General features: G+C 70.0%; 23 protein-coding genes and 1 pseudogene. 5 read left to right on the top strand and 19 right to left on the bottom strand.

Annotation, left to right across the window (positions count from 1 at the left end):
- Positions 1–367, top strand: a pseudogene (locus FUT87_RS28655) (MFS transporter); the annotation flags it as partial.
- 47 nt (positions 368–414) lie between these two features.
- Here FUT87_RS28655 and FUT87_RS10980 read toward each other — a convergent pair.
- The 4 genes from FUT87_RS10980 to FUT87_RS10995 form a co-directional block, all read right to left on the bottom strand.
- Positions 415–753, bottom strand: a complete 339-nt coding sequence (locus FUT87_RS10980) for a nuclear transport factor 2 family protein (protein ID WP_147241035.1) — start codon at positions 751–753, stop codon at positions 415–417.
- Between the two features lie 83 nt (positions 754–836).
- Positions 837–1,412, bottom strand: coding sequence for a putative glycolipid-binding domain-containing protein (locus tag FUT87_RS10985; protein WP_147241036.1), 576 nt, complete (start codon positions 1,410–1,412; stop codon positions 837–839).
- 49 nt (positions 1,413–1,461) lie between these two features.
- Positions 1,462–1,869, bottom strand: coding sequence for a VOC family protein (locus FUT87_RS10990; protein ID WP_147241037.1), 408 nt, complete (start codon positions 1,867–1,869; stop codon positions 1,462–1,464).
- Between the two features lie 13 nt (positions 1,870–1,882).
- On the bottom strand, positions 1,883–2,530 hold the full coding sequence (locus FUT87_RS10995) for a LysE family translocator (RefSeq protein ID WP_222617112.1): 648 nt from the start codon (positions 2,528–2,530) through the stop codon (positions 1,883–1,885).
- Positions 2,531–2,630: 100 nt separating this feature from the next.
- On the opposite strand from FUT87_RS10995, the gene FUT87_RS11000 reads away from it, so the two are divergent.
- From FUT87_RS11000 to FUT87_RS11015, 4 genes are all read left to right on the top strand, one after another.
- Positions 2,631–3,044, top strand: coding sequence for a VOC family protein (locus FUT87_RS11000; RefSeq protein WP_147241039.1), 414 nt, complete (start codon positions 2,631–2,633; stop codon positions 3,042–3,044).
- 35 nt (positions 3,045–3,079) lie between these two features.
- Positions 3,080–3,883, top strand: coding sequence for a TlpA disulfide reductase family protein (locus FUT87_RS11005; protein WP_186830478.1), 804 nt, complete (start codon positions 3,080–3,082; stop codon positions 3,881–3,883).
- Between the two features lie 37 nt (positions 3,884–3,920).
- Complete coding sequence (locus FUT87_RS11010; RefSeq protein WP_147241041.1) at positions 3,921–4,424, top strand: GNAT family N-acetyltransferase; 504 nt, start codon at positions 3,921–3,923, stop codon at positions 4,422–4,424.
- Positions 4,425–4,490: 66 nt separating this feature from the next.
- Positions 4,491–5,126 (top strand): DJ-1/PfpI family protein, encoded by a 636-nt coding sequence (locus tag FUT87_RS11015; RefSeq protein WP_147241042.1) that lies wholly within the window; start codon positions 4,491–4,493, stop codon positions 5,124–5,126.
- 30 nt (positions 5,127–5,156) lie between these two features.
- Here FUT87_RS11015 and FUT87_RS11020 read toward each other — a convergent pair whose 3' ends face one another.
- The 15 genes from FUT87_RS11020 to FUT87_RS11095 all read right to left on the bottom strand — a co-directional run.
- Complete coding sequence (locus FUT87_RS11020; protein ID WP_147241043.1) at positions 5,157–6,341, bottom strand: VWA domain-containing protein; 1,185 nt, start codon at positions 6,339–6,341, stop codon at positions 5,157–5,159.
- Positions 6,338–8,707: a DUF5682 family protein gene (locus FUT87_RS11025; RefSeq protein WP_147241044.1), complete on the bottom strand. Its 2,370-nt coding sequence runs from the start codon at positions 8,705–8,707 to the stop codon at positions 6,338–6,340. The genes FUT87_RS11020 and FUT87_RS11025 overlap by 4 nt, the downstream gene beginning before the upstream one ends.
- A gap of 20 nt (positions 8,708–8,727) precedes the next feature.
- Positions 8,728–9,834, bottom strand: coding sequence for an AAA family ATPase (locus FUT87_RS11030; RefSeq protein ID WP_147241045.1), 1,107 nt, complete (start codon positions 9,832–9,834; stop codon positions 8,728–8,730).
- Positions 9,831–11,399: a DUF5691 domain-containing protein gene (locus FUT87_RS28660; protein ID WP_186830479.1), complete on the bottom strand. Its 1,569-nt coding sequence runs from the start codon at positions 11,397–11,399 to the stop codon at positions 9,831–9,833. Before FUT87_RS28660 ends, FUT87_RS11030 begins: the two co-directional genes overlap by 4 nt.
- The gene (locus tag FUT87_RS11045; RefSeq protein WP_147241048.1) at positions 11,396–12,805 is read right to left on the bottom strand and encodes an SWIM zinc finger family protein; all 1,410 of its coding nucleotides are present in this window, start codon (positions 12,803–12,805) and stop codon (positions 11,396–11,398) included. The genes FUT87_RS28660 and FUT87_RS11045 overlap by 4 nt, the downstream gene beginning before the upstream one ends.
- A gap of 82 nt (positions 12,806–12,887) precedes the next feature.
- A complete protein-coding gene (gene nagZ / locus FUT87_RS11050; protein ID WP_091726601.1) occupies positions 12,888–13,973 on the bottom strand; it encodes a beta-N-acetylhexosaminidase in 1,086 nt (361 codons plus the stop codon).
- 90 nt (positions 13,974–14,063) lie between these two features.
- Positions 14,064–14,459 carry a holo-ACP synthase gene (acpS, locus tag FUT87_RS11055; protein ID WP_091726604.1) on the bottom strand — a complete coding sequence of 132 codons (396 nt, stop codon included), beginning with the start codon at positions 14,457–14,459 and terminating at the stop codon, positions 14,064–14,066.
- 70 nt (positions 14,460–14,529) lie between these two features.
- Positions 14,530–15,312, bottom strand: coding sequence for a pyridoxine 5'-phosphate synthase (locus tag FUT87_RS11060; RefSeq protein ID WP_147241049.1), 783 nt, complete (start codon positions 15,310–15,312; stop codon positions 14,530–14,532).
- Complete coding sequence (recO, locus tag FUT87_RS11065) at positions 15,309–16,085, bottom strand: DNA repair protein RecO (protein ID WP_091726612.1); 777 nt, start codon at positions 16,083–16,085, stop codon at positions 15,309–15,311. The genes FUT87_RS11060 and recO overlap by 4 nt, the downstream gene beginning before the upstream one ends.
- Positions 16,086–16,117: 32 nt before the next feature.
- On the bottom strand, positions 16,118–17,122 hold the full coding sequence (gene era, locus FUT87_RS11070; protein ID WP_404935391.1) for a GTPase Era: 1,005 nt from the start codon (positions 17,120–17,122) through the stop codon (positions 16,118–16,120).
- A gap of 184 nt (positions 17,123–17,306) precedes the next feature.
- Positions 17,307–18,014: a ribonuclease III gene (gene rnc / locus FUT87_RS11075; protein ID WP_147241051.1), complete on the bottom strand. Its 708-nt coding sequence runs from the start codon at positions 18,012–18,014 to the stop codon at positions 17,307–17,309.
- A gap of 26 nt (positions 18,015–18,040) precedes the next feature.
- Positions 18,041–18,397, bottom strand: coding sequence for a DUF4845 domain-containing protein (locus FUT87_RS11080; RefSeq protein ID WP_091726626.1), 357 nt, complete (start codon positions 18,395–18,397; stop codon positions 18,041–18,043).
- A gap of 59 nt (positions 18,398–18,456) precedes the next feature.
- Complete coding sequence (lepB, locus tag FUT87_RS11085; protein WP_147241052.1) at positions 18,457–19,437, bottom strand: signal peptidase I; 981 nt, start codon at positions 19,435–19,437, stop codon at positions 18,457–18,459.
- Complete coding sequence (gene lepA / locus FUT87_RS11090) at positions 19,434–21,242, bottom strand: translation elongation factor 4 (RefSeq protein WP_147241053.1); 1,809 nt, start codon at positions 21,240–21,242, stop codon at positions 19,434–19,436. The genes lepB and lepA overlap by 4 nt, the downstream gene beginning before the upstream one ends.
- Before the next feature lie 543 nt (positions 21,243–21,785).
- Positions 21,786–22,581 (bottom strand): PDZ domain-containing protein (locus FUT87_RS11095; protein WP_147241054.1); only part of this gene is annotated, 796 nt, incomplete at its 5' end.

Here is a 22,581-nt window from a genome sequence, read left to right on the forward strand (position 1 = left end):
CCGGCGCGGTCCCGGCGTGGTGACGCGGCTAGGCGCCCTGCTGGTGGTGCTGTCGTTCGCGGCGATGTCGGTCACCGCCTGGCTGGACCGTGGTGCGGCGATCGCCGTGCTGGTGGTGTTGGCGGTCGTCTTCGACTTCGGCGTGCAGGCGGCGCTGGTCGCGCACCAGACCATCGTCTACAGCCTGGACCCGGCCGCGCGCAGCCGCCTGAACGCGCTGCTGTTCACCGGCATGTTCATCGGCATGGCGACCGGCGCCGCGCTCGGCAGCCTGCTGCTGGCCCACTGGGGCTGGCTGGGCGTGACCGGCCTGGCGACGGTCGCGAGCGTCGCGGCGCTGGTCGTGCGGCTTGGCGCCGACGAGTGAAGGGAACCACACGGGCGCGCCCCGCGCCGCCATGGCGTGTCCGGCGCTCAGTCTCCGCGACCGAGGTAGGCCCGGATCGCGCTGATGCGGCCTTCGTCGTCAAAGTCCAGCACGTCGACCACGAACAGCTCGATGTGCCCGTCGACGACGATGCGCAGCTCGCCGGCGACGGAGCGGTCGCCTTCGAGCACGCGCAGCACCTCAATGCGGATCGACGCCGCCGATTCGAAGTTCTTGCGCGTCTCGGCGATCGCGGCGTCGCGGCCCTTCACCGACAGGTTCCAGTCGCGCAGCGTTGCCTCCGGCGCGAGCATCGCGGCGATGCCGTCCAGGTCCTTCGCTTCGTAGCGGCGCAGGTAGTCGATGAAGGTGGCTTGCAGGCTCATGGGGTGCTGTCGGACGGAACGCAAGGAAAGCCGGCGCCAAGGCAGGCCCGGATCGCGGCGCATTGTGTCGCGAAGCGGCTGGCTCACACGCGGCGGAACAGTCCCGGGTAATCCACCACCAGGCCGTGCTCGTCGACCTCCAGGTCCGCGGTGAAGCCGGACCCATCCAGCGACTCGAAGCGATAGCGCCGCTCATCGAGCCGCGTATAGGCCTGAGCCTGAGGGCGGACGGTCAACGCCGTGCCATCGACCCACGCCATGCGGAACTCGCGCCGCTCGCCGACCGCCAGGGACACGCGCCGGATCGGGAAGCTGTTGGTGAACGGCGTGGGCCAGATGTCGATGTCGAGGCAGCCCTCCAGCGCGGGGAGCGCCGCGCCGCGGTCGTCGGTCCAGTGCCCCTGCCCATCGGTGGCGAGGCCCATCGTGCGTGCGGCGACACCCTCCCCGACGATCAGCGACAGCGCCGCATCACGCAGGCACCACTGCGCGTCCCAGTTCAAGCGGTAATGGAGGCGGAACGGTCCGCGCTCGTCGTCGATCGCAACGACCAGCCCGTCGGCCTGCCCCTCCGAGAGGCGCAGATGTTCGATGCCGACGTCCGGATGCGAAGCGCTCCAGCTCGGGATCCAGCAAACGGTGCGGGGGATGGGAAACATGTCGGCTCCTGTCCCTGGCAGGGCAATCGACGTGCGAGCGCCGCTCGGGTCAATCCTGCGAGGGCGCCGGCGGCGAATGGCAGGCCACGCACAGCTTGTTCCCGTCGGGATCGCGGAAGTAGGCGCCGTAGTAGTGCTCGTGATACTCGGGCCGCAGGCCTGGCGGACCTTCGCAGCGGCCGCCGTGCGCGAGCGCCGCCGCATGGGCGGCATCGACCATCGCGCGCGAGTCGGCCATGAAGGCGGCCATCTGGCCGTTGCCCGCGGCGTGCGCCATGCCGTCGAAAGGACGCCCGATGAGAAAGAGCGGCCGCGGCCCCGGCACCGACTGCCAGCCGGCCCAGGGCCGCGAGGGATCGCAGAAGCGCTGCGGTAGCCCGAGCGCCGCCATCAGCGGCGTGTAGAACGCGAGCGACCGGTCGAAATCGCCGACGCCGATGAACACGTGCGAGAACATGGCGGTGCCGCGCTTACTGCGTCCGCCCGCGCCAGCCGAGGAGGCTCACGCCCAGCGCCACGAAGCACGCGCCGAAGCTGCGGTTCATGACCTTCACGCGGCGCGGGGACGCCAAGCCGCGGCGCAGCGCGCGGGCCAGCACGACGTAGAAGCCATGCGCCAGCACGGCGCACAGCGAGAAGGTCACCGTCAGCACGACGAAGTCGCGCATCGCCGTCTCGGGGTGATTCATGAACTGCGGAAACAGCGCGGTGAAGAACAGGATCGCCTTGGGATTCGTGAGCGCGACCAGGATGCCGCGCAGGAACAGCGCCCGGCGCGACAGCCCCGCCGTTTCGGCCGCGGCCGCGTCGCCGTCCGCGATCGAGGCCATGCGCTCGCCCTGGCGCCATTGCTTGATGCCGAGCCAGACCAGGTAGCAGGCGCCCAGCAGCTTGACGACGAGGAAGGCCTTGGCCGAGGTGCTCAGCAGTACGCCCAGCCCGGCCGTCGTCGCGGCCGACACCGCCAGCAGCCCGATCGCATTGCCCAGCGAACCCACCATCGCGCGCCGCGGCCCGACGCTGAGCGAGTTCGAGATCGCCATCAGCACGGCCGGTCCCGGCGTGAAGGTGACGAACAGCGCCACGCTGACAAAGCCCAACCAAGCGGTCACATCCACGACGAACTCCCAGCGCACGAGACAGGAAGCGGCGATGTTAACGGCGGCGTTCTCGCAGCTAGGATCGCCCGATCGATTGACCCTCGAGCGGGAGTGCCCCATGCGATCGCTGTTCCACCTGGCCTATCACGTGCGCGACCTCGACGATGCCCGCGCCTTCTATGGCGGCGTGCTCGGCTGCGAGGAAGGCCGCAGCACCGACACCTGGGTCGATTTCGACTTCTTCGGCCATCAGATCTCGCTGCACCTGGGCGAGCCGTTCAAGACCGGCAACACCGGCAAGGTCGGCGATCACCTGGTCCCGATGCCGCACCTGGGCGTGATCCTGCGGATGCCCGAGTGGCGCGCGCTCGCGGACCAGCTGGAGGCGCGCGGCATCGAGTTCGTGCTCAAGCCCAGCGTCCGCTTCGCCGGCCAGCCGGGCGAGCAGGCGACGATGTTCTTCCTCGACCCCTCGGGCAACCCGATCGAGATCAAGGGCTTCGCGTCGACGGACGGCATCTTCGCCACCTGATCGATGGGCGGCCCGCAATGTCCCGGAGTGACGCGATGAGCGACGCCGTCGCGATCGGCCCCTTGGTCCTGCCGTGGACCTTCGTCCATCTGTGCATCGCGGTCGCGGTGTCGAGCGCCGTGGCCACGGTGCTTGCCCGCCGGCGCCAGCTGGATGTCGGTCCGCTGCTCTGGCGATGCCTGCTCGTCGCATTGCTGTTCGCGCGGCTGGGCTTCCTCTATCAATACAAGGAGCTCTACGTCGAGCATCCGCTCAGCGTCCTCAACCTCCGTGATGGCGGCTGGTCGCCCGAGATCGGGATCATCGCGATGTGGATGTACGCGACCTTCCGGTTGAGGAACGCGCCGGGCTTGCGCGTGCCGGCGACGGTGCCGCTGGCGATCGGGACGGCGCTGATCGTCGCGGGGCAGATCCAGCTCGCGCTGCAGCCCGCTTCCGCGCCGCTGCCGGCGCTCCAGTTCACGCAGTTGAACGGCGAGCGCCTGGATCTCGCCGCGCGCGATGGCAAGCCCGTCCTCGTCAACCTGTGGGCGACCTGGTGCGGGCCCTGCGTGCGTGAGATGCCGATGCTCGCGCAGGCGCAGCGCGATCGCCCCGACGTGCGCTTCGTGTTCATCAACCAGGGCGAGGACGCGCACCATGTCGCGAAGTGGCTGAGGTCTCAACGCCTCACGATGGGCAACATCGCCATCGATGAACGGCGCCAGGCGAGCGCGACATTCAAGCAGGCGGGTTATCCGACGACGCTGCTCTTCGATGCGTCCGGCCGCCTGGTGGCCAAGCGGACCGGCGAGTTGTCGGAGCCCGCCCTTCAGGCGATGCTGACGCGGCTGCGCTGAGAGATTCAGCATCGTGCGTCCCTTTGCTTCCCACACCATGCAACTCCGCACCATCACGCTCGACGACACCGCCGCCATCGACCTGATCGCGCAGCGCATGCGCGCGACGCTCGTCGAGGTCGAAGGCGAGGCGGCTGGCGGTGGCATGTACTCGATGGACTGGCTGCGCGATCGCGTGCGATGGCATCTGGACGGGCGCGCCGCCGAAGTGGTGATCGCCGAGGATCCAACCGGCGAGATCGTCGGCCATACGATCTATCGGATTGAAGCAGGCCCGGACGACACGCCCTTCGGCCTCGTCTCCACGACCTACGTCGTGCCGCAGGCGCGGCGGCTCGGCGTCGCGCAGCAACTGCTCGCGCGCGCCGAGTCGTGGTTCCGAGGACATGGCCTGCTCCAGTGCTGCACCTGGACCTCGTCGACGAACGCGCCGCTGATCGCGCTCTACGCGCGCAACGGCTTCGTGCAAGTCGAGCGCGCCCTCAACGAGCTGTCGCGCACGCCCATGGTCCGCCTCGCCAAGCAACTCGCTGCACGGTGAAGAAACTCGCCGGCTGATCTCCCCTGAAGACAGGGCCGCGGGCACGCACCTTGCCGCCTCTGCGGCATGAACGCTCCATCCCGCACCGTCCATCTCTACCTCTTCGAGGGCTTCGCCGACTGGGAGGCCGCTTATGCGGTCGCCGGCATCAACACGCCGGAATTCCAGAAATCGCCAGGCACCTGGCAGGTGAAGACCGTCGCCGCCGCGGGCGCCAACCTGGCGCGATCGATGGGCGGGCTGTCGGTGATGCCGGACATCCGGCTCTCGACGCTGTTTCCCGACGACAGCGAGCTGCTGATCCTTCCCGGCGGCGCCGGCTGGGACAAGGGCGAGCACCTGGAAGCAGCGAAGAAGGCCAAGGAGTTCCTCGATGCCGGCAAGCGCGTGGCCGCGATCTGCGGCGCCACGGCGGGCCTGGCGCGGCTCGGCGTGCTCGACGACCGCCAGCACACCAGCAACGCGCTGGCCTACCTGAAGGGCGTGCCGGAATACGCCGGCAGCGACCGCTACGTCGACGAACCCGTCGTCATCGACCGCGGGCTGATCACCGCCGGCGGCATGTCGGCGCTGGACTTCGCGCGCGCCATCTTCGAGACGCTCGACGTCTACGAGCACCAGACGCTCGAGGCCTGGTACCAGCTGAACAAGACCGGCCAGTCGGCCTGGTTCGCGAAGATGGCACAGGGCGAAGGACGCTGAGCGTCGCGGCCCGGTTGCTTCAACCGCGTTTCAACCGCCCTTCGCCGCCGTCACGATCCCCTGCCCGGCCGCCCAGGCGCCGATGTCGTCCCGGCGGATCGCCGCGGCCATCAGGCCCGGGAACGCATCCGGCGTGCACGCGAACGACGGCACGCCCAGCGCCGCCAGCTTGGCCGCGAGCGCGCGGTCATAGGCCGGCGCGCCTTCGTCGCTGAGCGCCAGCAGCGCCACGCACTGCACGCCGCTCTCGACCAGCGACGCCGCGCGGCGCAGCAGCTGCGGCTCGACGCCGCCTTCATAGAGATCCGAAATCAGCACGAAGATCGTGTTGCGCGGCTCGCGGATCAGCGACTGGCAATACGCCACCGCGCCGTTGATGTCCGTGCCGCCACCCAGCTGGACACCGAACAGCAGATCCACCGGATCGTCCAGCTGCTCGGTCATGTCGACGACCGCCGTGTCGAAGACCACCAGCTTCGTGCTCACCGCCGGCAGCGACGCCAGCACGGCGCCAAAGATGCTCGAGTACACGACCGAGTTCGCCATCGACCCGCTCTGGTCGATGCACAGCACCACCTCGCGCTGCGGCCGCCGCGCCTTGCGGCCGAAGCCATGCAGCGTCTCCGGGATCACCGTGCGATGCGTCGGCTGCCAATGCCGCAGGTTGGCGCGGATCGTGCGGTGCCAGTCGATCTCCGCCAGCCGCGGCCGGCGGTTGCGCTGGCTGCGGTCCAAGGCGCCCGTCACCGCCGCGCGCATCGGCTCCTCGAGCCGCTTCATCAGTTCGTCGACGACCTGGCGCACCACGCGGCGCGCCGTCTCCTTCGTGCCCGCCGGAATCACCCGCGACAGCGCCATCAGGTTGGCCACCAGGTGCACGTCCGGCTGCACGCCCTGCAGCATCTCCGGCTGCAGCAGCATGTCGCGCAGGTTCAGACGCTCCAGCGCGTCCTTCTGCATCACCTGCACCACCGTGCTCGGGAAGTACTTGCGGATGTCGCCCAGCCAGCGCGCCACGCGCGGCGCGGAGTTGCCCCGGCCCCCCCGCCGGTCATCGCCCAGACCGCCGTGGTCGTCGTAGAGCGCGCTCAGCGCCTGGTCCATCTCCGCCGCGTCGCCGTTCAGCGCGCCGCAGCTGTCCTGCGCCTCGCCGCCAAGCACCAGCCGCCAGCGGCGCAGGCGATCCGCGTCGTTCCTCTCGTCCGAGCCGCTCATGCGTCCACTCCCAACATCGCGCGCAGCAGCGGCAGAGGCAATGCCGCGCGCGCCTCGTCCCATTCCGCCCGGGCCGGCGCCATCGCCGTGCCGCCACCCTTGCGCGCCGCGCGCTGACCCAGGTCACGGCGCTCGGCCGCGTCGAAATGCGCGAAGGTCCGCCGCACCAGCGGCAGCACGCGGATGAAGTGCTCCTCGTCGAGCCCGCTCAGCCACGCATCGACCAAAGGCCAGACGCCATCGTGATGCAGCAGCACCACCGCGTTGCGGTTGAGGAAGCCATCCAGCCACGCCGCCGCCTTGCCCGGCTCGGCCGCGCGCGACAGATGCAGCGAGATCGCCGTGCCCGCGTCCCCCGCCGTGATCAGGCCGTCGTCCAGCAGCAACCGCGTGCACAGCCCCCGCAGCAAGGCATGCGCGCCCTCGCGCGCCGCGAGTTGCGCGATCGCGGCTCGCCATTGCGTGGAGGGCTCGGTCTGCCGCCCCGGATCGCGCAGGCGGATCGCCGATTGCGCGCCCAGCACGCGATCGCGGCACTGCGCGGCCGCCGCGTCGTCGAGCGAATCGCCCGCCAGCGGCAAGCTGATCGCCGCCCGCGTGACCAGACCGTCGAAGACATGACCCACCATCGCCGCGTCGGTCTGCCGCACGTTGCCGTAGCGGAAGACATTGGCGAGCGGCGGCAGCGCCGCCAGCAGCTGATCGGCATCCCCGGTCACCGCGGCGTGATCCTGCAGCGCGCGCGACGCGACGATCACCGCCTGCGGCAGATCGGCCAGCAGCACGCGGTCCACGAGCTCGGCCAGCGCGCCCAGCGTGCGTTCGCCGCCGCAGCGCTCGGCCACCGCCGCCGTCGCCGCCTGCGCGACCGACTGCCCCCAGCGGCTGGCCTCGATCAGGCGCAGCGCGAATTCCGGCTGCCATTGCAGCGACCACAGCTCGTGGAAGGTGCCGCGCGAGGACTTGCCCGTGCGCGCGATCTCGCCCCACGGCAGATCGATCAGCCGCAGCCGGTGCAGCAGATGGCTGCGCGCCAGGTCGTTGGGCTGGCGCAGGTCCAGGTCCAGGGTCTTCTGCGTCGCCTCGGGCTTCATCCGCAGCGACTTCTGCATCTGCTCGAGATCGCGCTGCAGCGGCACCGTCGGCACGCCGGCCGGCACCTGGCCGAGCCGGTCGCCGATGACCAGCTCGTCGCGGATGAAACCGAGCACGGCCTCGTCGCCCAGCGTCATCACCGCGCGCGTGGCCTCGTGCAACTCGTCTAGTCCCGGCGCCGGCCGCTGACGCAGCGCGGCCAGCGTGTCGGCCAGGCGGCTGGCCTCGATCAGGTGGGCGGAGGAGCAGTCCAGGTCGCGCTCGCGCATCAGCCGCGCGACGCGCGCCAGCCAGCCGATCGCGCGCGGCCGCCGCTCGCCATCTAGGCCGCTCAGCCACAGGTGCTCGTACCAGCCCGGCGAATGGATGCCGGCACCGTAGCCGCTCTCGCGCGCCAGGTGGCGATAGGTCCACGGCACCCAGGTGCTGCTGACCTTCAGCTTGGGCAGGCCCTTGAGCAGCGCCTGGTCCGCCTTCATCGTGATGTCCGCCTGCAAGCCGCCGAGGTGCCAGGCGCCGCAGACCACCGCGATGCGCTCGAAGCCCTCCTTGCGCGCGACGCGGATGCACTGCCGCATGTGCGCCTCGCGCAGCACCTCGCGGCGGGCGCGCGGCGTCTTCGGATCGAGCGTCTCGTCATCGCCGGATTCCGCGCGCAGCGTGGTCATCGCCTCGCCGATCGCGGCGAAGAGATCCTCGCCGTCGCCGCGCTCTTCGACCATGTGGTTCCACCACGCCTCGCCATCGGCGTAGCCCGCCGCGCGCGCGAACCAGTCCAGCGGATCGCCACGGCGCGACGGCGCGGGATCGGGCGTCTCGGCGGAGACGGGCTGCGCCTGCTGATCCCCCGCTTGTTGTGCCCCGACTTGCTGTGCCCCCGCTTGCTCGTCGTCCGGCTCGTTCCCGTCCGGCTTGTCGTCTTCCGAATTCAGCTGACCCGCCTGCTCGAGCGCCAGCGACACGCCCACCGGCAGGTCGATGAACCTCGCCGGCACACCGGCCCCGGCCGCCCAGCGCAGCGCCTGCCATTCGGGCGAGAAGCTCGCGAACGGGTGATACACCGCGCGGCTCGCGTCCTCGACGCCATGCGTGAGCAGCGCCACCGGCGGCGTCATGTCGGCCTCGAGCACCGCCGCGACGAGGCCGTCCGCCTCGGGCGGCCCCTCGATCAGCACGCAGTCCGGCTTCAAGGCCTCGAACGCGGCCAGCAGGCTGCGCGCGCAGCCGGGCCCGTGGTGCCGGACACCGAAGTAATGGACCGGATCGCTCATGGGAACTCGCGGTTCCGCGTTCAGGACTGCTCGCGGCAGGCGCGGTACAGGTCCTTCCAGTCGGCGCGTTCCTTGACGACGGTCTCGAGGTACTCGGTCCACACGACCTGGTCCTGCACCGGGTCCTTGACGATCGCGCCGAGCAGGCCCGAGGCCACATCGCGCGGACGCATCACGCCGTCGCCGAAGTGGCCCGCCAGCGCCATGCCGCTGTTGATCACCGAGATCGCCTCCGCCGTCGACAGCGTGCCGCTGGGCGACTTCAGCTGCGTCTTGCCGTCCTCGGTGCGGCCGTTGCGCAGCTCGCGGAAGATCTGCACGATGCGGCGCACTTCCTTCAGCGCCGGCGGCTCGGCCGGCAGCTGCAGTGCGGCGCCCAGCTCCGCGACCCGCTTGACCACGATGGACACCTCCGCGTCCTCGCTCGCCGGCACCGGCAGCACCACCGTGTTGAAGCGCCGCTTGAGCGCGGCCGACAGCTCGTTCACGCCCTTGTCGCGGTTGTTGGCCGTGGCGATCACGCTGAAGCCGCGCGTGGCCTGCACCTCGCCGCCGAGCTCCGGAATCGGCAGCGTCTTCTCCGACAGCACCGTGATCAGGCTGTCCTGCACGTCGGCCGGGATGCGCGTCAGCTCCTCGATGCGCGCGATCTTGCCGGCCCGCATCGCCTTCATCAGCGGACTCGGCACCAGCGCCGCCTCGCTCGGGCCGTTGGCCAGCAGCTGCGCGTAGTTCCAGCCGTAGCGCAGCTGTTCCTCGCCGGTGCCGGCGGTGCCCTGGATCAGCAGCGTCGAGTCGCCGCTGACGGCCGCCGACAGGTGCTCCGAGACCCAGGACTTCGCCGTGCCCGGCACGCCATAGAGCAGCAGCGCGCGATCGGTGGCGAGCGTCGCGACGGCGATCTCCATCAGGCGCTCATCGCCGATGTACTTGGCGCTGACTTCGAAGCCGTTCTCCAGCGTGCCTCCCATCAGGTAGCGCAGCACCGCCCAGGGCGACATCGCCCAGTTCTCGGGACGCGGACGCGTGTCCTGGCGCCTGAGCTCGGCGAGCTCCTCGGCGTACTGGTGCTCCGCGTGGCGGCGCAGGACCTGCGAGGCGGTGGAAGTGTCGGGCGTGGTCGTCATGGGGTCCTCGGGGTCGGATCCGGTTGAAGAGCGATCAGGGCGCGGCGCAGCGCGGCCGTCTGCACGACGGCCTGCAGCATGTCCGCATAGGCGGCGGTCTCGCCGGCCGCGCGCTGGTCGGCGATCGAGCCGTAGGCGGACAGGCAGTCGGGATGCACGACGGCGCCGAAGTCGGCCAGCATCGCGCGCACGGTGTAGTCGTCCTTGAGCGTGCCGGCGCGGGCGCGCGTGAGCAGCTGCTCGGTCAGCGCCTGCGACAGCTGAGGGCCGAGCGTCTCGCCACCGCTCGCCGCCGCGATCAGCGCGGACAAGGGCAGCGTGCCCTGCTGCAGGTGGCGCAGCCAGTAGCGCTCGCGGCGCGCCTGCGGCAGCCAGCCCAGCACCTGCGCCGCACGGTGCGACTCGATGCCGGCGCCGAGGTCGCCAAACGCGTGGTCGAGGAAGGCCTCGCACCAGTCGATCTCGCGCGCGGCGCCGAGCACGTCGAACCAGCCGCGCTGCAGCGCCTCGGCCCAGTCGGTCTTGCGCGCCCAGCCGAGCAGCTCGGCGGGCGTCATGCCGGTGGTTTCGGTCCACCAAGCCAGCGGCACCTGACGCACCAGCTGGAACAGCCACCAGCCGCGCTCGCCGAGCTTCTCCGACTGGGGGCGCTCGGCGATGAGCTGATCGGCGGCCCAATCGCTGCCGGCGGCGGCCGGCGCGTCGATGACCCAGTGCTGGCGCAGCAACACACGCTCGCTGCGCAGCAGCGGCGCGAGGCGATCGATGGCGCGACGCGGATGCGCCGCGCCGGGCAGCCGCAGCAGCCGCCCGAGGCGCTCGCGTTGGCGCTGCAGAGCCAGTGGGCCTCGCTGGCGGTCGAGCAGCGCTTCGTCTACTTCAAGCTGATCACGGGCGCCTTCCGCGTCGGCGTGTCGAAGCTGCAGGTGAGGCAGTTCGGCCAAGGCGGCTTCAAGCCGGGCGCGGCCGGCGGCGGCATCGGCCCCGCGCTCGCGAGCCAGGAAGGCGCGGCGCTGCTCGAGCGTGCCCTCGGTCCATTGCGAGTCGTCAAGGGCCTCGCCGCCGACACCGGCCGCATAGCGCCACTCCTCGCGCTGGCGGGCGAGCCACAGGCCGCGTTCGCCGAGCACCGGCAGCAGCGGCGCCCGCAGCGCCACCGAGCGCCGGCCGAGTTCGAGCGCCTGCGGTAAGAGCGCATCGGGCAGGCGCAGCCCAGCGGTAGCGAGGTCCGCGAAGAGCTGCTGTTGGAGCCGGGTCGGTGCTTCGTTCAGCGCCCAGCGCAGCAACGATCGCAGGTGTCCGCCCTGCCCGTCCGGGACCACCGGCAGGCGGTCCGCCGCGGCCGGTTCCGGCGGCGCGGCGGCCCAGGCGCGGTCCTGCAGGCCGGCGGCCTCGCAGGCCGCGATGACGGCCATCGCGCGCAGCACCTGGTTCGACGGACCGTCCGCGGCCAGCGCGGCTTGCGACGCGAGCTGGCCGATTGCGCCGTGCCATTCGGGCAGCGGTCCGGGCTGGCGTTCGGTGCCGACCATCGCGATCGGTAGCAGCGGCGTCCAGGCGCTCATGCGGCGCTCCGCGTCCAGAGGGGCCGCGCCGATCCGGCGGCCCATGCGGTCAAGGGACTCAGGCGCACGCCGTCCCATTCGCCCATGACGTCGAGCGGATGCGCGCCGGAGACCGCCATCAGCGACCACCAGTCCTCATCGCCCAGACGCAGCGGCACGGCGCGGCCCTCGGCGGTCAGATGCGGCCCTGCGTCGGAGGCGACGGGCGTCGCGTTGGCGAGCACCACGGGATGCAGGGACGCGAACGGATGCGCGGCGATGCGCTGCGCGACGCGCTCCCATTCGGCGCTCCAGGCCTGCGGGGTCACGCCCGCGTCGCTTTCGGTGGAGGCGGGCTCCGTCGATGGCGTCTCGTCCGCGACCAGGGCGCGCAGCGACGCGCCGCCGGGATAGAAGACCAGCGTGAGGTCCTTGCCGGAACCCGGCAGCCACAGCCCCTCGAAGCCGCGTCCGCCATGCGTGTGATCGAGCAGCCAGGCGCGGCGGCCGGAGCGCGCGCCGTGCAGCCAGACGCGGCGTTCGTTGAGGCGCGCATCGCGTTCCTCGACGATGACGCCGATGACGGTCCAGCGATCGGTCAGGCGCTCGCCCGTGGCGAGCACCTCCGCCTGGTCGAGCGGCCAGCCGCAGACGGTGCGCAGATCCGCCTGGACGGCGGCCGGCAGCGCCTCGCGCCGGCCGATCGCCTCGCAAGCCAGCTGCAGCAGGCCCAGGCGCGCGAGCATGCGCTCGGGCCAGTCCGCGCCGGCGCGCCAGCCATCGGCGGCCGCGGTAAGCCGCTGCCCGAGCCCGGGCGCCTGCGCATCGACCATGCGGGCGGCCATCGTGCGCCAGCCGCGGATCGCGGCGTCGTCGAGCGCGCCGAGGCCGCGGCCGATCTGATCGCCGAGCCAGCGTTGCAGTTCGCCGGCGGCCTCTTCAATGCGACGCCAGCGCTGCCCTTCGCGCTTCGTCGCGCCCTCCGGATCGGCAAGCGCGGAGGTGGCCTGCGCGGGATCGACGCCGTCGGCGAGCTGGACCGCGCGCTCGGCGGCGCGATCGGCGGCCTTCTGGTCGCGCTCTTCCTTCTTCTGCGCCCGCTCGCCGCGAGAGGCCAGCCATTCGACGACCCAGGCGGGCGGCTCGCCGCCGTTGAACTTCGACGCGTCCTGCGCGCGCAGCATCAACAGCGCGAGGCCATGCTTGCAGGGGAACTTGCGGCTGGGGCAGGAGCACCGGAAGGCGGGGCCGCTCAGGTCGACCTGCGTCTGGTACGGCTTGGAGCCGCTGCCCTGGCACTCGCCCCAGACGGCGGCGTCATCGGCGCCGAGCAAGGGCCACTTGGCCGGCGAAGTGAGCCCGCGCGCGGCCTTCGCCGATGCCTCGTCCGGCGCCAGCGCCAGCACTCCCTCCATGGTCAGCGTCATGCTGGCCCGCTCCCTGATTGATCGTTGTCCGGTCAGTTGGGGCGGAGTCTAGCTGGCCGTCGCGGCCCAAGCCCGCACGGCCTCACGGCAGCCGCGCCAACGCCTCCAGATACCTCGGCGCGAGCATCAGCTCATCCCAGGTCAGCGGCGCGGACTGCGGCACCAGCGCCGCGCGGCGCGCCTCGCTGTCGATCGCCGGCATCCAGGCCCCGGTCGACTGCGCCACGGTCAGGCCGTCCAGCAGCTCATCGATCGCGCGGCCGCCCTGCTCCAGGCTCTGGTTGCACAGCAGCACCAGGTCGCAGCCCGCGTCCAGCGCCGCCAGCGCGGCCTCGGTGTACCCGACCGGCCGACCTTCGATGACGCGTGCCGCCGCCATGCCCAGGTCGTCGCTGAACACCGCGCCGGCGAAGCCCAGCCGGTCGCGCAGGATGTCCTGCAGCCAGCGGCGGCTGAAGCCCGCCGGCCGGCTGTCCACCTTGCGGTAGATCACGTGCGCCGGCATCACCGCCGACAGGCTCAGGCTCAGCCACTCGAAGGGCCGCACGTCCTCCGCCAGGATGGCCTTCAGCGAGCGCGTGTCCACCGGCACGCCCACATGAGAATCGACGCTCACCGCGCCGTGCCCGGGGAAGTGCTTGCCGCAGCTGCCCATGCCGGCCAGCGCCAGGCCCTGCATCAGGCTTTGCGCCAGCAGGCTCACCACCCGCGGATCGCCGTGGAAGCTGCGCGAGCCGATCACCGGACTCACCGACTGCCGCGAGGCGTCCTGGTGGTCCAGGTCGAGCACCGGCGTGAAGCTCATGTCGACGCCGCAGGCCCGCAGCTCCAGCGCCAGCACCAGGCCAGTCGCTGTCGCGGCCTGCACGGCGCGCATCGCGTCGTCCATCCACAGCTCGCCGAGCGTGCGCATCGCCGGCAAGGCCGTGAAGCCATCGGTGCGGAAGCGCTGCACGCGGCCGCCTTCCTGGTCGACGGCGATCAGCAGGTCCGGCCGCAGCGACTTGGCCTCGGCACACAACGCCGTCAGCTGGGCGCGGCTCTCGAAGTGGCGCGCGAACAGGATCATCCCGCCGGTCAGCGGATGCGCCAGCCGGCGACGGTCGTCAGCGGTCAGCGTCGTGCCCGCGATGTCGAGGATCACCGGCGAATGCAGGGAATCGGTCATTGGTCTGTCTCTCTCGTTGAACAGGCGTCGTCGCGCCCGCATGGTTTCTGATCGTCGCGGCCGCGGCGAGGGCGGCGTCGCCGGCGCGGCTCAGTCCCGCGTCTCGACGACGACGAACGCGGTGGCGTAGTCCGTCTCGTCGCTGACGCTGACGTGGGCTCTCAGACCCTTGGCCTCGAACCACTCGGCCAGGCCGTCGTGCAGCCGGATCTCCGGCTTGCCGCTGCGCGCCTTGACGATCTCGCAGGCGCGCCAGGTCATCGGCATGCGCATGCCCAGCCCGATCGCCTTCGAGAACGCCTCCTTCGCCGAGAACCGCGTCGCCAGGTAGGCGATGCCCCGCGCCGGGACCTTGGCATACCGCTCGCGGAACACCTCGATCTCGTGCGGGCCCAGCACCTTCCCGGCGAAGCGCTCCCCGCGCCGTTCGAACGTGCTGCGGATGCGCCGGATGTCGCAGACGTCCGTGCCGATGCCGTAGATCATCGCGACCCTTTCATGCGCGCCCGGTGCGCGTCTCGTGCCCGCTGCGTGGTGCTTGCGTGCGCAAATGCAATCAGACGTAGGCGCGCTGGATGCAGCGCTGGTAGTCCCGCACCGTCTCGGCATAACCGAGCTCGAGCGCATCCGCGATCAGCGCGTGGCCGATCGACACCTCCGCCACGCCCGGCACCTCGCGCAGGAAGCGCGTCAGGTTCTCGCGGTTCAGGTCGTGGCCCGCGTTGATGCCCAGGCCCTGCGCCAGCGCCGCGCGCGCCGCGGCGGCGAAACCGGCCGCCACCTCCGCCTCGCGCGGCGTGCCGAAGGCGCTCGCCCAGGTCTCGGTATAGAGCTCGATGCGCTCCGCGCCCAGCGCCGCCACATGGGCCATCGCTTCGGGCAGCGGGTCCATGAACAGGCTCACCCGCACGCCCAGCGACCGGCATTCGGCGATCATCGGACGCAGCCGCTCGGCATCGGCCGGCAGGTTCCAGCCGTGGTCGGAGGTGAACTGGTCCTCGCTGTCGGGAACGAAGGTCGCCTGGTGCGGACGGACTTCGCGGATGAAGTCCATCAGGTTCTGCGTCGGGTTGCCCTCGATGTTGTATTCGGCCTGCGGCCAGGCCTTCATCAGCTCGGCGAGCTCGCGCACGTCGTGCGCGCGGATGTGGCGCTCGTCGGGCCGCGGATGCACCGTGATGCCCTGCGCGCCGGCCTCCAGGCACCGCTGCGCCGCGCGCGTCACGCTGGGGATACCCAGGTGCCGTGTGTTGCGCAGCAGCGCGACCTTGTTGACGTTGACCGAGAGCGCGCAGCGCGCGTCATGGCGACCGGATTCGGGAGCGATCAGCGGATTCATGTGAGCAGCTTCTGGACGTCGAGCAGCACCTGCCGCGTCCGCAGAGGACGATGGCCCAGATGATAGTGAAGCAGGCCGCGCAGCAGCGGCTTCAGGGTCGGCCCGGCGAGTTCGCAGGCCTGCTGCAGCGCCGCCTGGCTGCCATGCAGCAGCGCCGCCTGGATCTGGATGAAGGCCATGCCGGTGAGCTGCGGCGCGTCATGCGTGGGCACGATCACGCCGGACTCCGGCGCCAGCATGTAGGGCCGCTCCGGATCGAGCGGCGCCTGCGTCGTGGCCAGCACGCTCAGGTCGGGCAGCAGGCCGCAGGTCGCCAGCAGCGTCAGCTCGAAGGCGCGCAGCGCCGCCTGTGCGTCGTCCACCGAGGCCAGGCGGGGCAGCAGCGCCGCATAGGCGTCGAACAGCCCCGGCTGCGGATCCTGCCGCGGCAGGAATTTCAGCAGCAGCTCGTTGACGTAATAGCCGCTGAACAGCGCCGCGCCACTGGGCAGCGTCTGTCCGCCGACCCACTCGGCACCGCGCAGCGACTGCACCTCCGCCGCGCCGTCCTCGTTCATCTTCGAGGGCTTGGACAGCGTCACCTGCAGACGCAGGAACGGCAGCAGCACCGATCTCAGCTGCGAATAGGGCCGCTTGGCGCCCTTGGCCACGACCGCCAGCCGGCCGTGCTCGCGGCTGAACAGGTCCAGCACCAGGCTGGTCTCGCTCCAGTCGTAGTGGTGCAGGACAAAAGCCGCCTGCGTGGCGGGCGGCTTCGGGGCGCGGGTGGCCATGGGCGCGGATCGTCAGCGAGCGCGCGGCGCGCTCACTCGTAGCCGTAGCTTCTGAGGTGCTCTTCGCTGTCGGCCCAGCCGGAGCGGACCTTCACCCACAGCTCCAGGAACACGCGCGCGTCCATCAGCGTCTCGAGCTCCTGACGGGCCTCGGAGCCGATGCGCTTGAGGCGCTCGCCGCCCTGGCCGATGACCATGCCCTTCTGGGCGTCGCGCTCGACCACGATGGTCGCGGCGATGCGGCGCAGGTTGCCCTCTTCCTCCCAGCGGTCGATGATCACCGTCGCCTCGTAGGGCAGCTCGTCGCCGGTCAGGCGGAAGAGCTTCTCGCGGATCATCTCGGCGGCCAGGAACTTCTCGCTGCGGTCGGTCAGCGCGTCCTCCTCGTAGAACCATTCCTGGTTCGGGAGGTAGGGCTTCAGGATCTGGAACAGGCGCTGGACGTCCGAGTCCTTCTTCGCCGACAGCGGCACGAACTCGCTGAAGTTGCGGCGCTCCTGCATGCTCTTGAGCCAGGGCATCAGCTCGGCGCGGCGGTGCACCGCGTCCAGCTTGTTGGCGATCAGCACCACCGGCTTGTCCTGCGGCAGCAGCGACAGCACCTTGGCATCGTCCAGGCCGAAGCGGCCCGCCTCGACGACGAACAGCACCAGGTCCACGTCCGCCAGCACGCCCTGCACCGTGCGGTTCAGGTTGCGGTTCAGCGCGGTGCTGTGCTTGGTCTGGAAGCCGGGGGTGTCGACGAAGACGAACTGCGCCTCGTCGACCGTGCGCACGCCGGTGATGCGATGGCGCGTGGTCTGCGCCTTCTTCGAGGTGATCGAGACCTTCTGCCCGACCAGCGCGTTCAGCAGCGTGGACTTGCCGACGTTGGGCCGGCCGACGATCGCGATCAGGCCGCAGCGCTGGTCGCCTTCGTACGGCGGCGCGCCGATGCCGCCCTGCACCTCGGGCAACCCGTCGTCGTCGAGGTCCTCATCGAGGTCCTCGTCCCGGTCATCGCCGCCTTCGGGAGCGGCGGCGGCGTTGGGGTCCAGCGGGGTGTCGGGGGCGTGCGGGGCGTTCAGAGCGGGGTCCTTGGGAAGGGGGGCGCCGGCCGGGGAGGCGGACGGCGATTCGGGCGGCGAATCGGAAACGGATTCGGAAACAGAAAGGGAATCGGACGAGGACGCCGTCGGCGGCGTCCTCGGGGGTCTCGGTGCGTTCATCGCGGGCTCCGCGTCAGTCGCGCAGGCCGGTGCCGGGCCGGTCGCCGGCCAGCAGTTCATCGAGCACCTGCCGGGCCGCCTCCTGCTCGGCGATCCGGCGCGAGCGGCCCTCGCCGCGGCGCGACAGCGTCAGCGCGGCCACTTCGCACTCGACGGTGAAGGTCTGCGCATGCGCCTGGCCCCGCGTCTCGACGATGCGGTAGGCCGGCACCGCCAGCTTGCGGGCCTGCAGCCATTCCTGCAGCGCGGTTTTCGCGTCCTTGGCCCATTGGTCGATGCCGCTGGCGGCGATCGTCTCGCCCAGCAGGCGGCGGACGATCTCGCGGGCGGCCTCGTAGCCGCCGTCCTGGAAGGCGGCGCCGATGACCGCTTCCAGCGCGTCGGCCAGGATGGACGGCCGCTGGCCGCCACCGCCGCGGGCCTCGCCCTCGCTCATCCGCAGCGCCTCCGGCATCTGCAGCTGCAGCGCCAGGCGATGCAGGCTGTCCTCGCGCACCAGGTGCGCGCGGATGCGCGTCAGGTCGCCTTCATCCGATCCGGCGAAACGCTCGTACAGCAGCGCCGACACCGCCAGGTTCAGCACCGCGTCGCCCAGGAATTCCAGGCGCTCGTTGTGCTGCTGGCCGAAGCTGCGGTGCGTCAACGCGCGCTGCAGCAGTCCCGCCTGGTTGAAGCGGTAGCCAAGGCGTTGCTGGAGGGCGTCGAGCGCTTGCGGGGTCATGGGCGGGGTGTGCCGTGGAGGGCGGGTCAGTGCGACTCGCCTTTGTACTTGATCAGCAGGAAGGCCGGGCCGAACAGGGGCACTTCCTTGTCGTACGCGAAGCTGATCTTCACCTTGTCGTCGACCTTGGTGATGTTCAGGTCCTTGGGCTCGATGCTGACGATCGAGTATTCGATCTGCTTGGTGCGCTCGAACGAGTCGCGCGCCGCCGCCACGGTGGAGGGGCCGTCCTTGGCGATCTTGTCGATCGCGCGCTGGATCGTGTAGTACTCCATCACGGTCGGCACCACCCGCAGCACGATCACCGATCCGCCGCCAATGATCACCGCCCAGAACAGCAGTCCCAGCAGGCTGATGCCTCGTTGAATCTTCCGTGCCCTCATCACGCGTCGCTCCGCAAATAGTCGTTGGAACAGAGTAGTCGATCGTCGCCGGCGCCGCCTCAGCGGATGCTGCCGATGCGCTTCAGGTTGCCGAAATTCATCCACACCACGAAGGCGCGGCCGACGATGTTCTCATCCGGCACGAATCCCCAGAAGCGGGAATCCTGGGAGTTGTCGCGGTTGTCGCCCATCATGAAGTAATGACCGGCCGGCACCTTGCAGGTCACGCCCTCGGCCGTGTAGGTGCAGTTCTCGCTGTACGGGAAGTCCCACTGCTTGCGGATGACGCCCGGCGACTCCGGGGCGACCAGGATCTGGTGCTCGACCGCGCCCAGCTTCTCGGTGAAGCGCGGACGGAAACGCATCGAGCCCGGATCCTCGTCGAAGTACTCGCCCTGCGAGACGGTCTCCACCAGCTTGCCGTTGAGGTACAGCTTCTGGTTGAGGTAGGCGACCTCGTCGCCGGGAAGGCCGACGGCGCGCTTGATGTAGTCGACGCTGGGGTTCTGCGGGAAGCGGAACACCACCACGTCGCCACGCTGGACATCGTTGTTGCTGATGATCTTCTTGTTGATCACCGGCAGACGGATGCCGTAGTGGTACTTGTTCACCAGGATCAGGTCGCCGATCAGCAGCGTCGGCACCATCGAGCCCGAGGGAATCTTGAACGGCTCGAACATGAACGAGCGCAGCAGGAACACGATCAGGATCACCGGGAACAGGCCGGCGGTCCAGTCCAGCCACCAGGGCTGGCGCAGCAGTTCCTCGCGGGCGCCTTCCACGTCGCCGTCGACGCGCTGGATGCCCTGCGCGGCCAGCGAGGCGCGACGCGCCGCGTCGCTCTCGCCCAGGCGGACCGCGGCGCGACGGCGCGCGGGCTCGAAGTGGAAGCGCTCGGCCAGCCAGTAGGCCAGCGTCACCGTGGTGAGGATCAGCAGCAGCAGCGAGAAGTTGCCGTTCCAGTAGCCCGTGTACCAGCCGCCCAGGTAGGCGATCAGGGCGGCGTACAGCAGCCCGGTCAATGCGCTCATGGCTTTCATTCTTCGACTTGGAGGATGGCCAGGAAGGCTTCTTGCGGCACCTCCACCGAACCGATTTGCTTCATGCGCTTCTTGCCGGCCTTCTGCTTCTCCAGCAGCTTGCGCTTGCGGGTGATGTCACCGCCGTAGCATTTTGCCAGCACGTTCTTGCGCAGCGCCTTGATGTTCTCGCGCGAGATGATGTTGGCGCCGATCGCCGCCTGGATCGCCACGTCGTACATCTGGCGCGGGATGATCTCGCGCATCTTGGCCGCCACCTGCCGGCCGCGGAACTGCGATTGCGAGCGGTGCACGATCAGCGACAGCGCATCGATCCGGTCGCCGTTGATCAGCATGTCGACCTTGACGACGTCCGAGGCGCGGTATTCCTTGAACTCGTAGTCCATTGACGCGTAGCCGCGCGAGACCGACTTCAGCTTGTCGAAGAAGTCCAGCACGATCTCCGCCAGCGGGATCTCGTAGGTCAGCATCACCTGGCGGCCGTGGTACGCCATGTTCAGCTGCACGCCGCGCTTCTGGTTGGCCAGCGTCATCACCGGGCCGACGTATTCCTGCGGCATGTACAGGTGGACCGTCACGATCGGCTCGCGGATCTCGCCGATCTTGCTCTGCTCGGGCATCTTGGACGGGTTCTCGACCTCGATCACCTCGCCGTCGCCCAACTGGACTTCGTACACCACGCTCGGCGCGGTGGTGATCAGGTCCTGGTCGAATTCGCGCTCCAGGCGCTCCTGCACGATCTCCATGTGCAGCAGGCCCAGGAAGCCGCAGCGGAAACCGAAGCCCAGCGCCTGCGAGACTTCCGGCTCGAAGCGCAGCGAGGCGTCGTTCAGCTTGAGCTTTTCCAGCGCGTCGCGCAGCTGGTCGTACTCGCTCGCCTCGGTCGGGTACAGGCCGGCGAAGACTTGCGGCTGGATCTCCTTGAAGCCGGGCAGCGCCTCGGCAGCGGGGCCGAGGTTGTTGGGCAGCTTCTTTTCCAGCGTGATGGTGTCGCCCACCTTCGCCGCGGCCAGTTCCTTGATGCCGGCGATGATGAAGCCCACCTGGCCGGCGCTGAGCTGGTCGCGGTTCTCCGACTTCGGCGTGAACACGCCCAGCTGCTCGGCCGGGTAGACGGCGTTGGTCGCCATCATCCGGATGCGCTCGCCCTTCTTCAGCGTGCCGTCGACGACGCGCACCAGCATCACGACGCCGACGTAGTTGTCGAACCACGAGTCGATGATCATCGCGCGCAGCGGCGCCTCGACCACGCCCTTGGGCGGCGGCATGCGAGCGATGACGGCCTCGAGGATGTCGTCGATGCCCATGCCGGTCTTGGCCGAGCACGGGATCGCGTCGGTCGCGTCGATGCCGATGACGTCCTCGATCTCCGCCTTGGCGCCGTCCGGATTGGCCTGCGGCAGGTCCATCTTGTTCAGGACCGGGATCACCTCGACCCCCAGCTCCAGCGCGGTGTAGCAGTTCGCCACCGTCTGCGCCTCGACGCCCTGGCTCGCGTCCACCACCAGCAGCGCGCCCTCGCAGGCGGACAGCGAGCGGCTCACCTCATAGGAGAAGTCCACGTGCCCGGGGGTGTCGATCAGGTTCAGGTTGTAGACCTGCCCGTCGCGCGCCTTGTACTGCAGCGCGGCGGTCTGTGCCTTGATCGTGATGCCGCGCTCGCGCTCGATGTCCATCGAGTCCAGCACCTGCGCTTCCATCTCCCGGTCGGACAGACCTCCGCAGCGCTGGATGATCCGGTCGGCCAGCGTGCTCTTGCCGTGGTCGATGTGGGCAATGATCGAGAAATTGCGGATGTGGTTCATGGACTCGGACGGAGACCGCGAACTCGCCCGCCACGCCAGCGACCCTCGAGCGGGGCACGCTGAGACGACGCTGCGGACGGTCGGTCGGGCGGTGTTGCACGGTCCTTCTCAGGACCTGAACGGGACATAAAAAAAAGGCACGTCGAAACGGTGACGCGCCTTCCAACAAAACGTATGGCAACTGCTTGTTGGGCTTTCATTGTAGCCAAAAGCCCCGCCCTGGAAACCGCATGGATGCGAGCTTCTCGCGCGTTGCCCTTCGCCAACAGCGATTTCATGCACAGGTTATCCACAAAACTTGGGGGCATCCTGTGGATCGCTGAGCCCATCAAAATGGAGCCTTCCGATTCACCGTCGGAACAGCGACAAAGCTGCCCGAACGCGCCCGGATTGTAGCGGAGCGAGGCACCAATGCCTCGCCTTGGTCACAGCCGTTAGCAAGCACCAACCGACGGCCGGACGTGCCGCGCGTCACGAATCACCGGCCTGGAATTCCGCATTGCGGAAAGCCCCAGGCCGGCGCTGGGTTGACGATCGCGGCGCTCACCCCTTGCCCGGCTTGAGCACGACATAGGTGGCGACCTCGCCCCGGCGGACGAGCATCTGCAGCGATTTCCCCTTTTCGACCTTCGCCAGCGCCGCCTGGAATTGCTTGATGGTCTTCACCTCGGCGTTGTTGGCCGAGAGGATCACGTCGCCGGCCTTCAAGCCTGCGCGCGCCGCCGGCCCCTCGGCCGTGTCGATGCGCAGGCCGCCGTCCACCTTCAGTTCCTTGCGCTGCGCTTCGCTGAGCTCGCTGACGGTCAGGCCCCAGGCCTGCGCGCCGGTGGCGGCCGGCGTTTCAGCCTCCGGCGCGGCGGGCGTGCGGTCATCCGGCAGCGCATCGAGCGTCGCGACCAGGTCCTTGTAGGCACCGCGGCGGAACACCTGCAGCGGCACCTTCGTGCCCGGCTTGGTCGCGGCGGCAAGCCGACGCAGGTCAACCGCCTTCTCCACGGTCTTCCCGTCGAACTTGGTGATCACGTCGCCCAGTTGGAGACCCGCCTTCTCGCCGGGACCGGCCGGCGTGATGCGACTGATCAGCGCGCCCTGCGGCTTGCCCAGGCCGATCGCCTCGGCGACCTCCTTGCTGACGTCATCCGGATACACGCCCAGCATGCCGCGCGTCACCCGTCCGCTGGCGCGGAGCTGATCGGCCACGCGCATCGCCTCGTCGATCGGGATCGCGAACGAGATCCCCATGAACCCGCCCGACTGGCTGTAGATCTGCGAGTTGATGCCCACCACCTCGCCACGCAGGTTCAGCAGCGGCCCCCCGGAGTTGCCGGGGTTGATGGCG

The organism is Mitsuaria sp. TWR114, assembly GCF_007997345.1.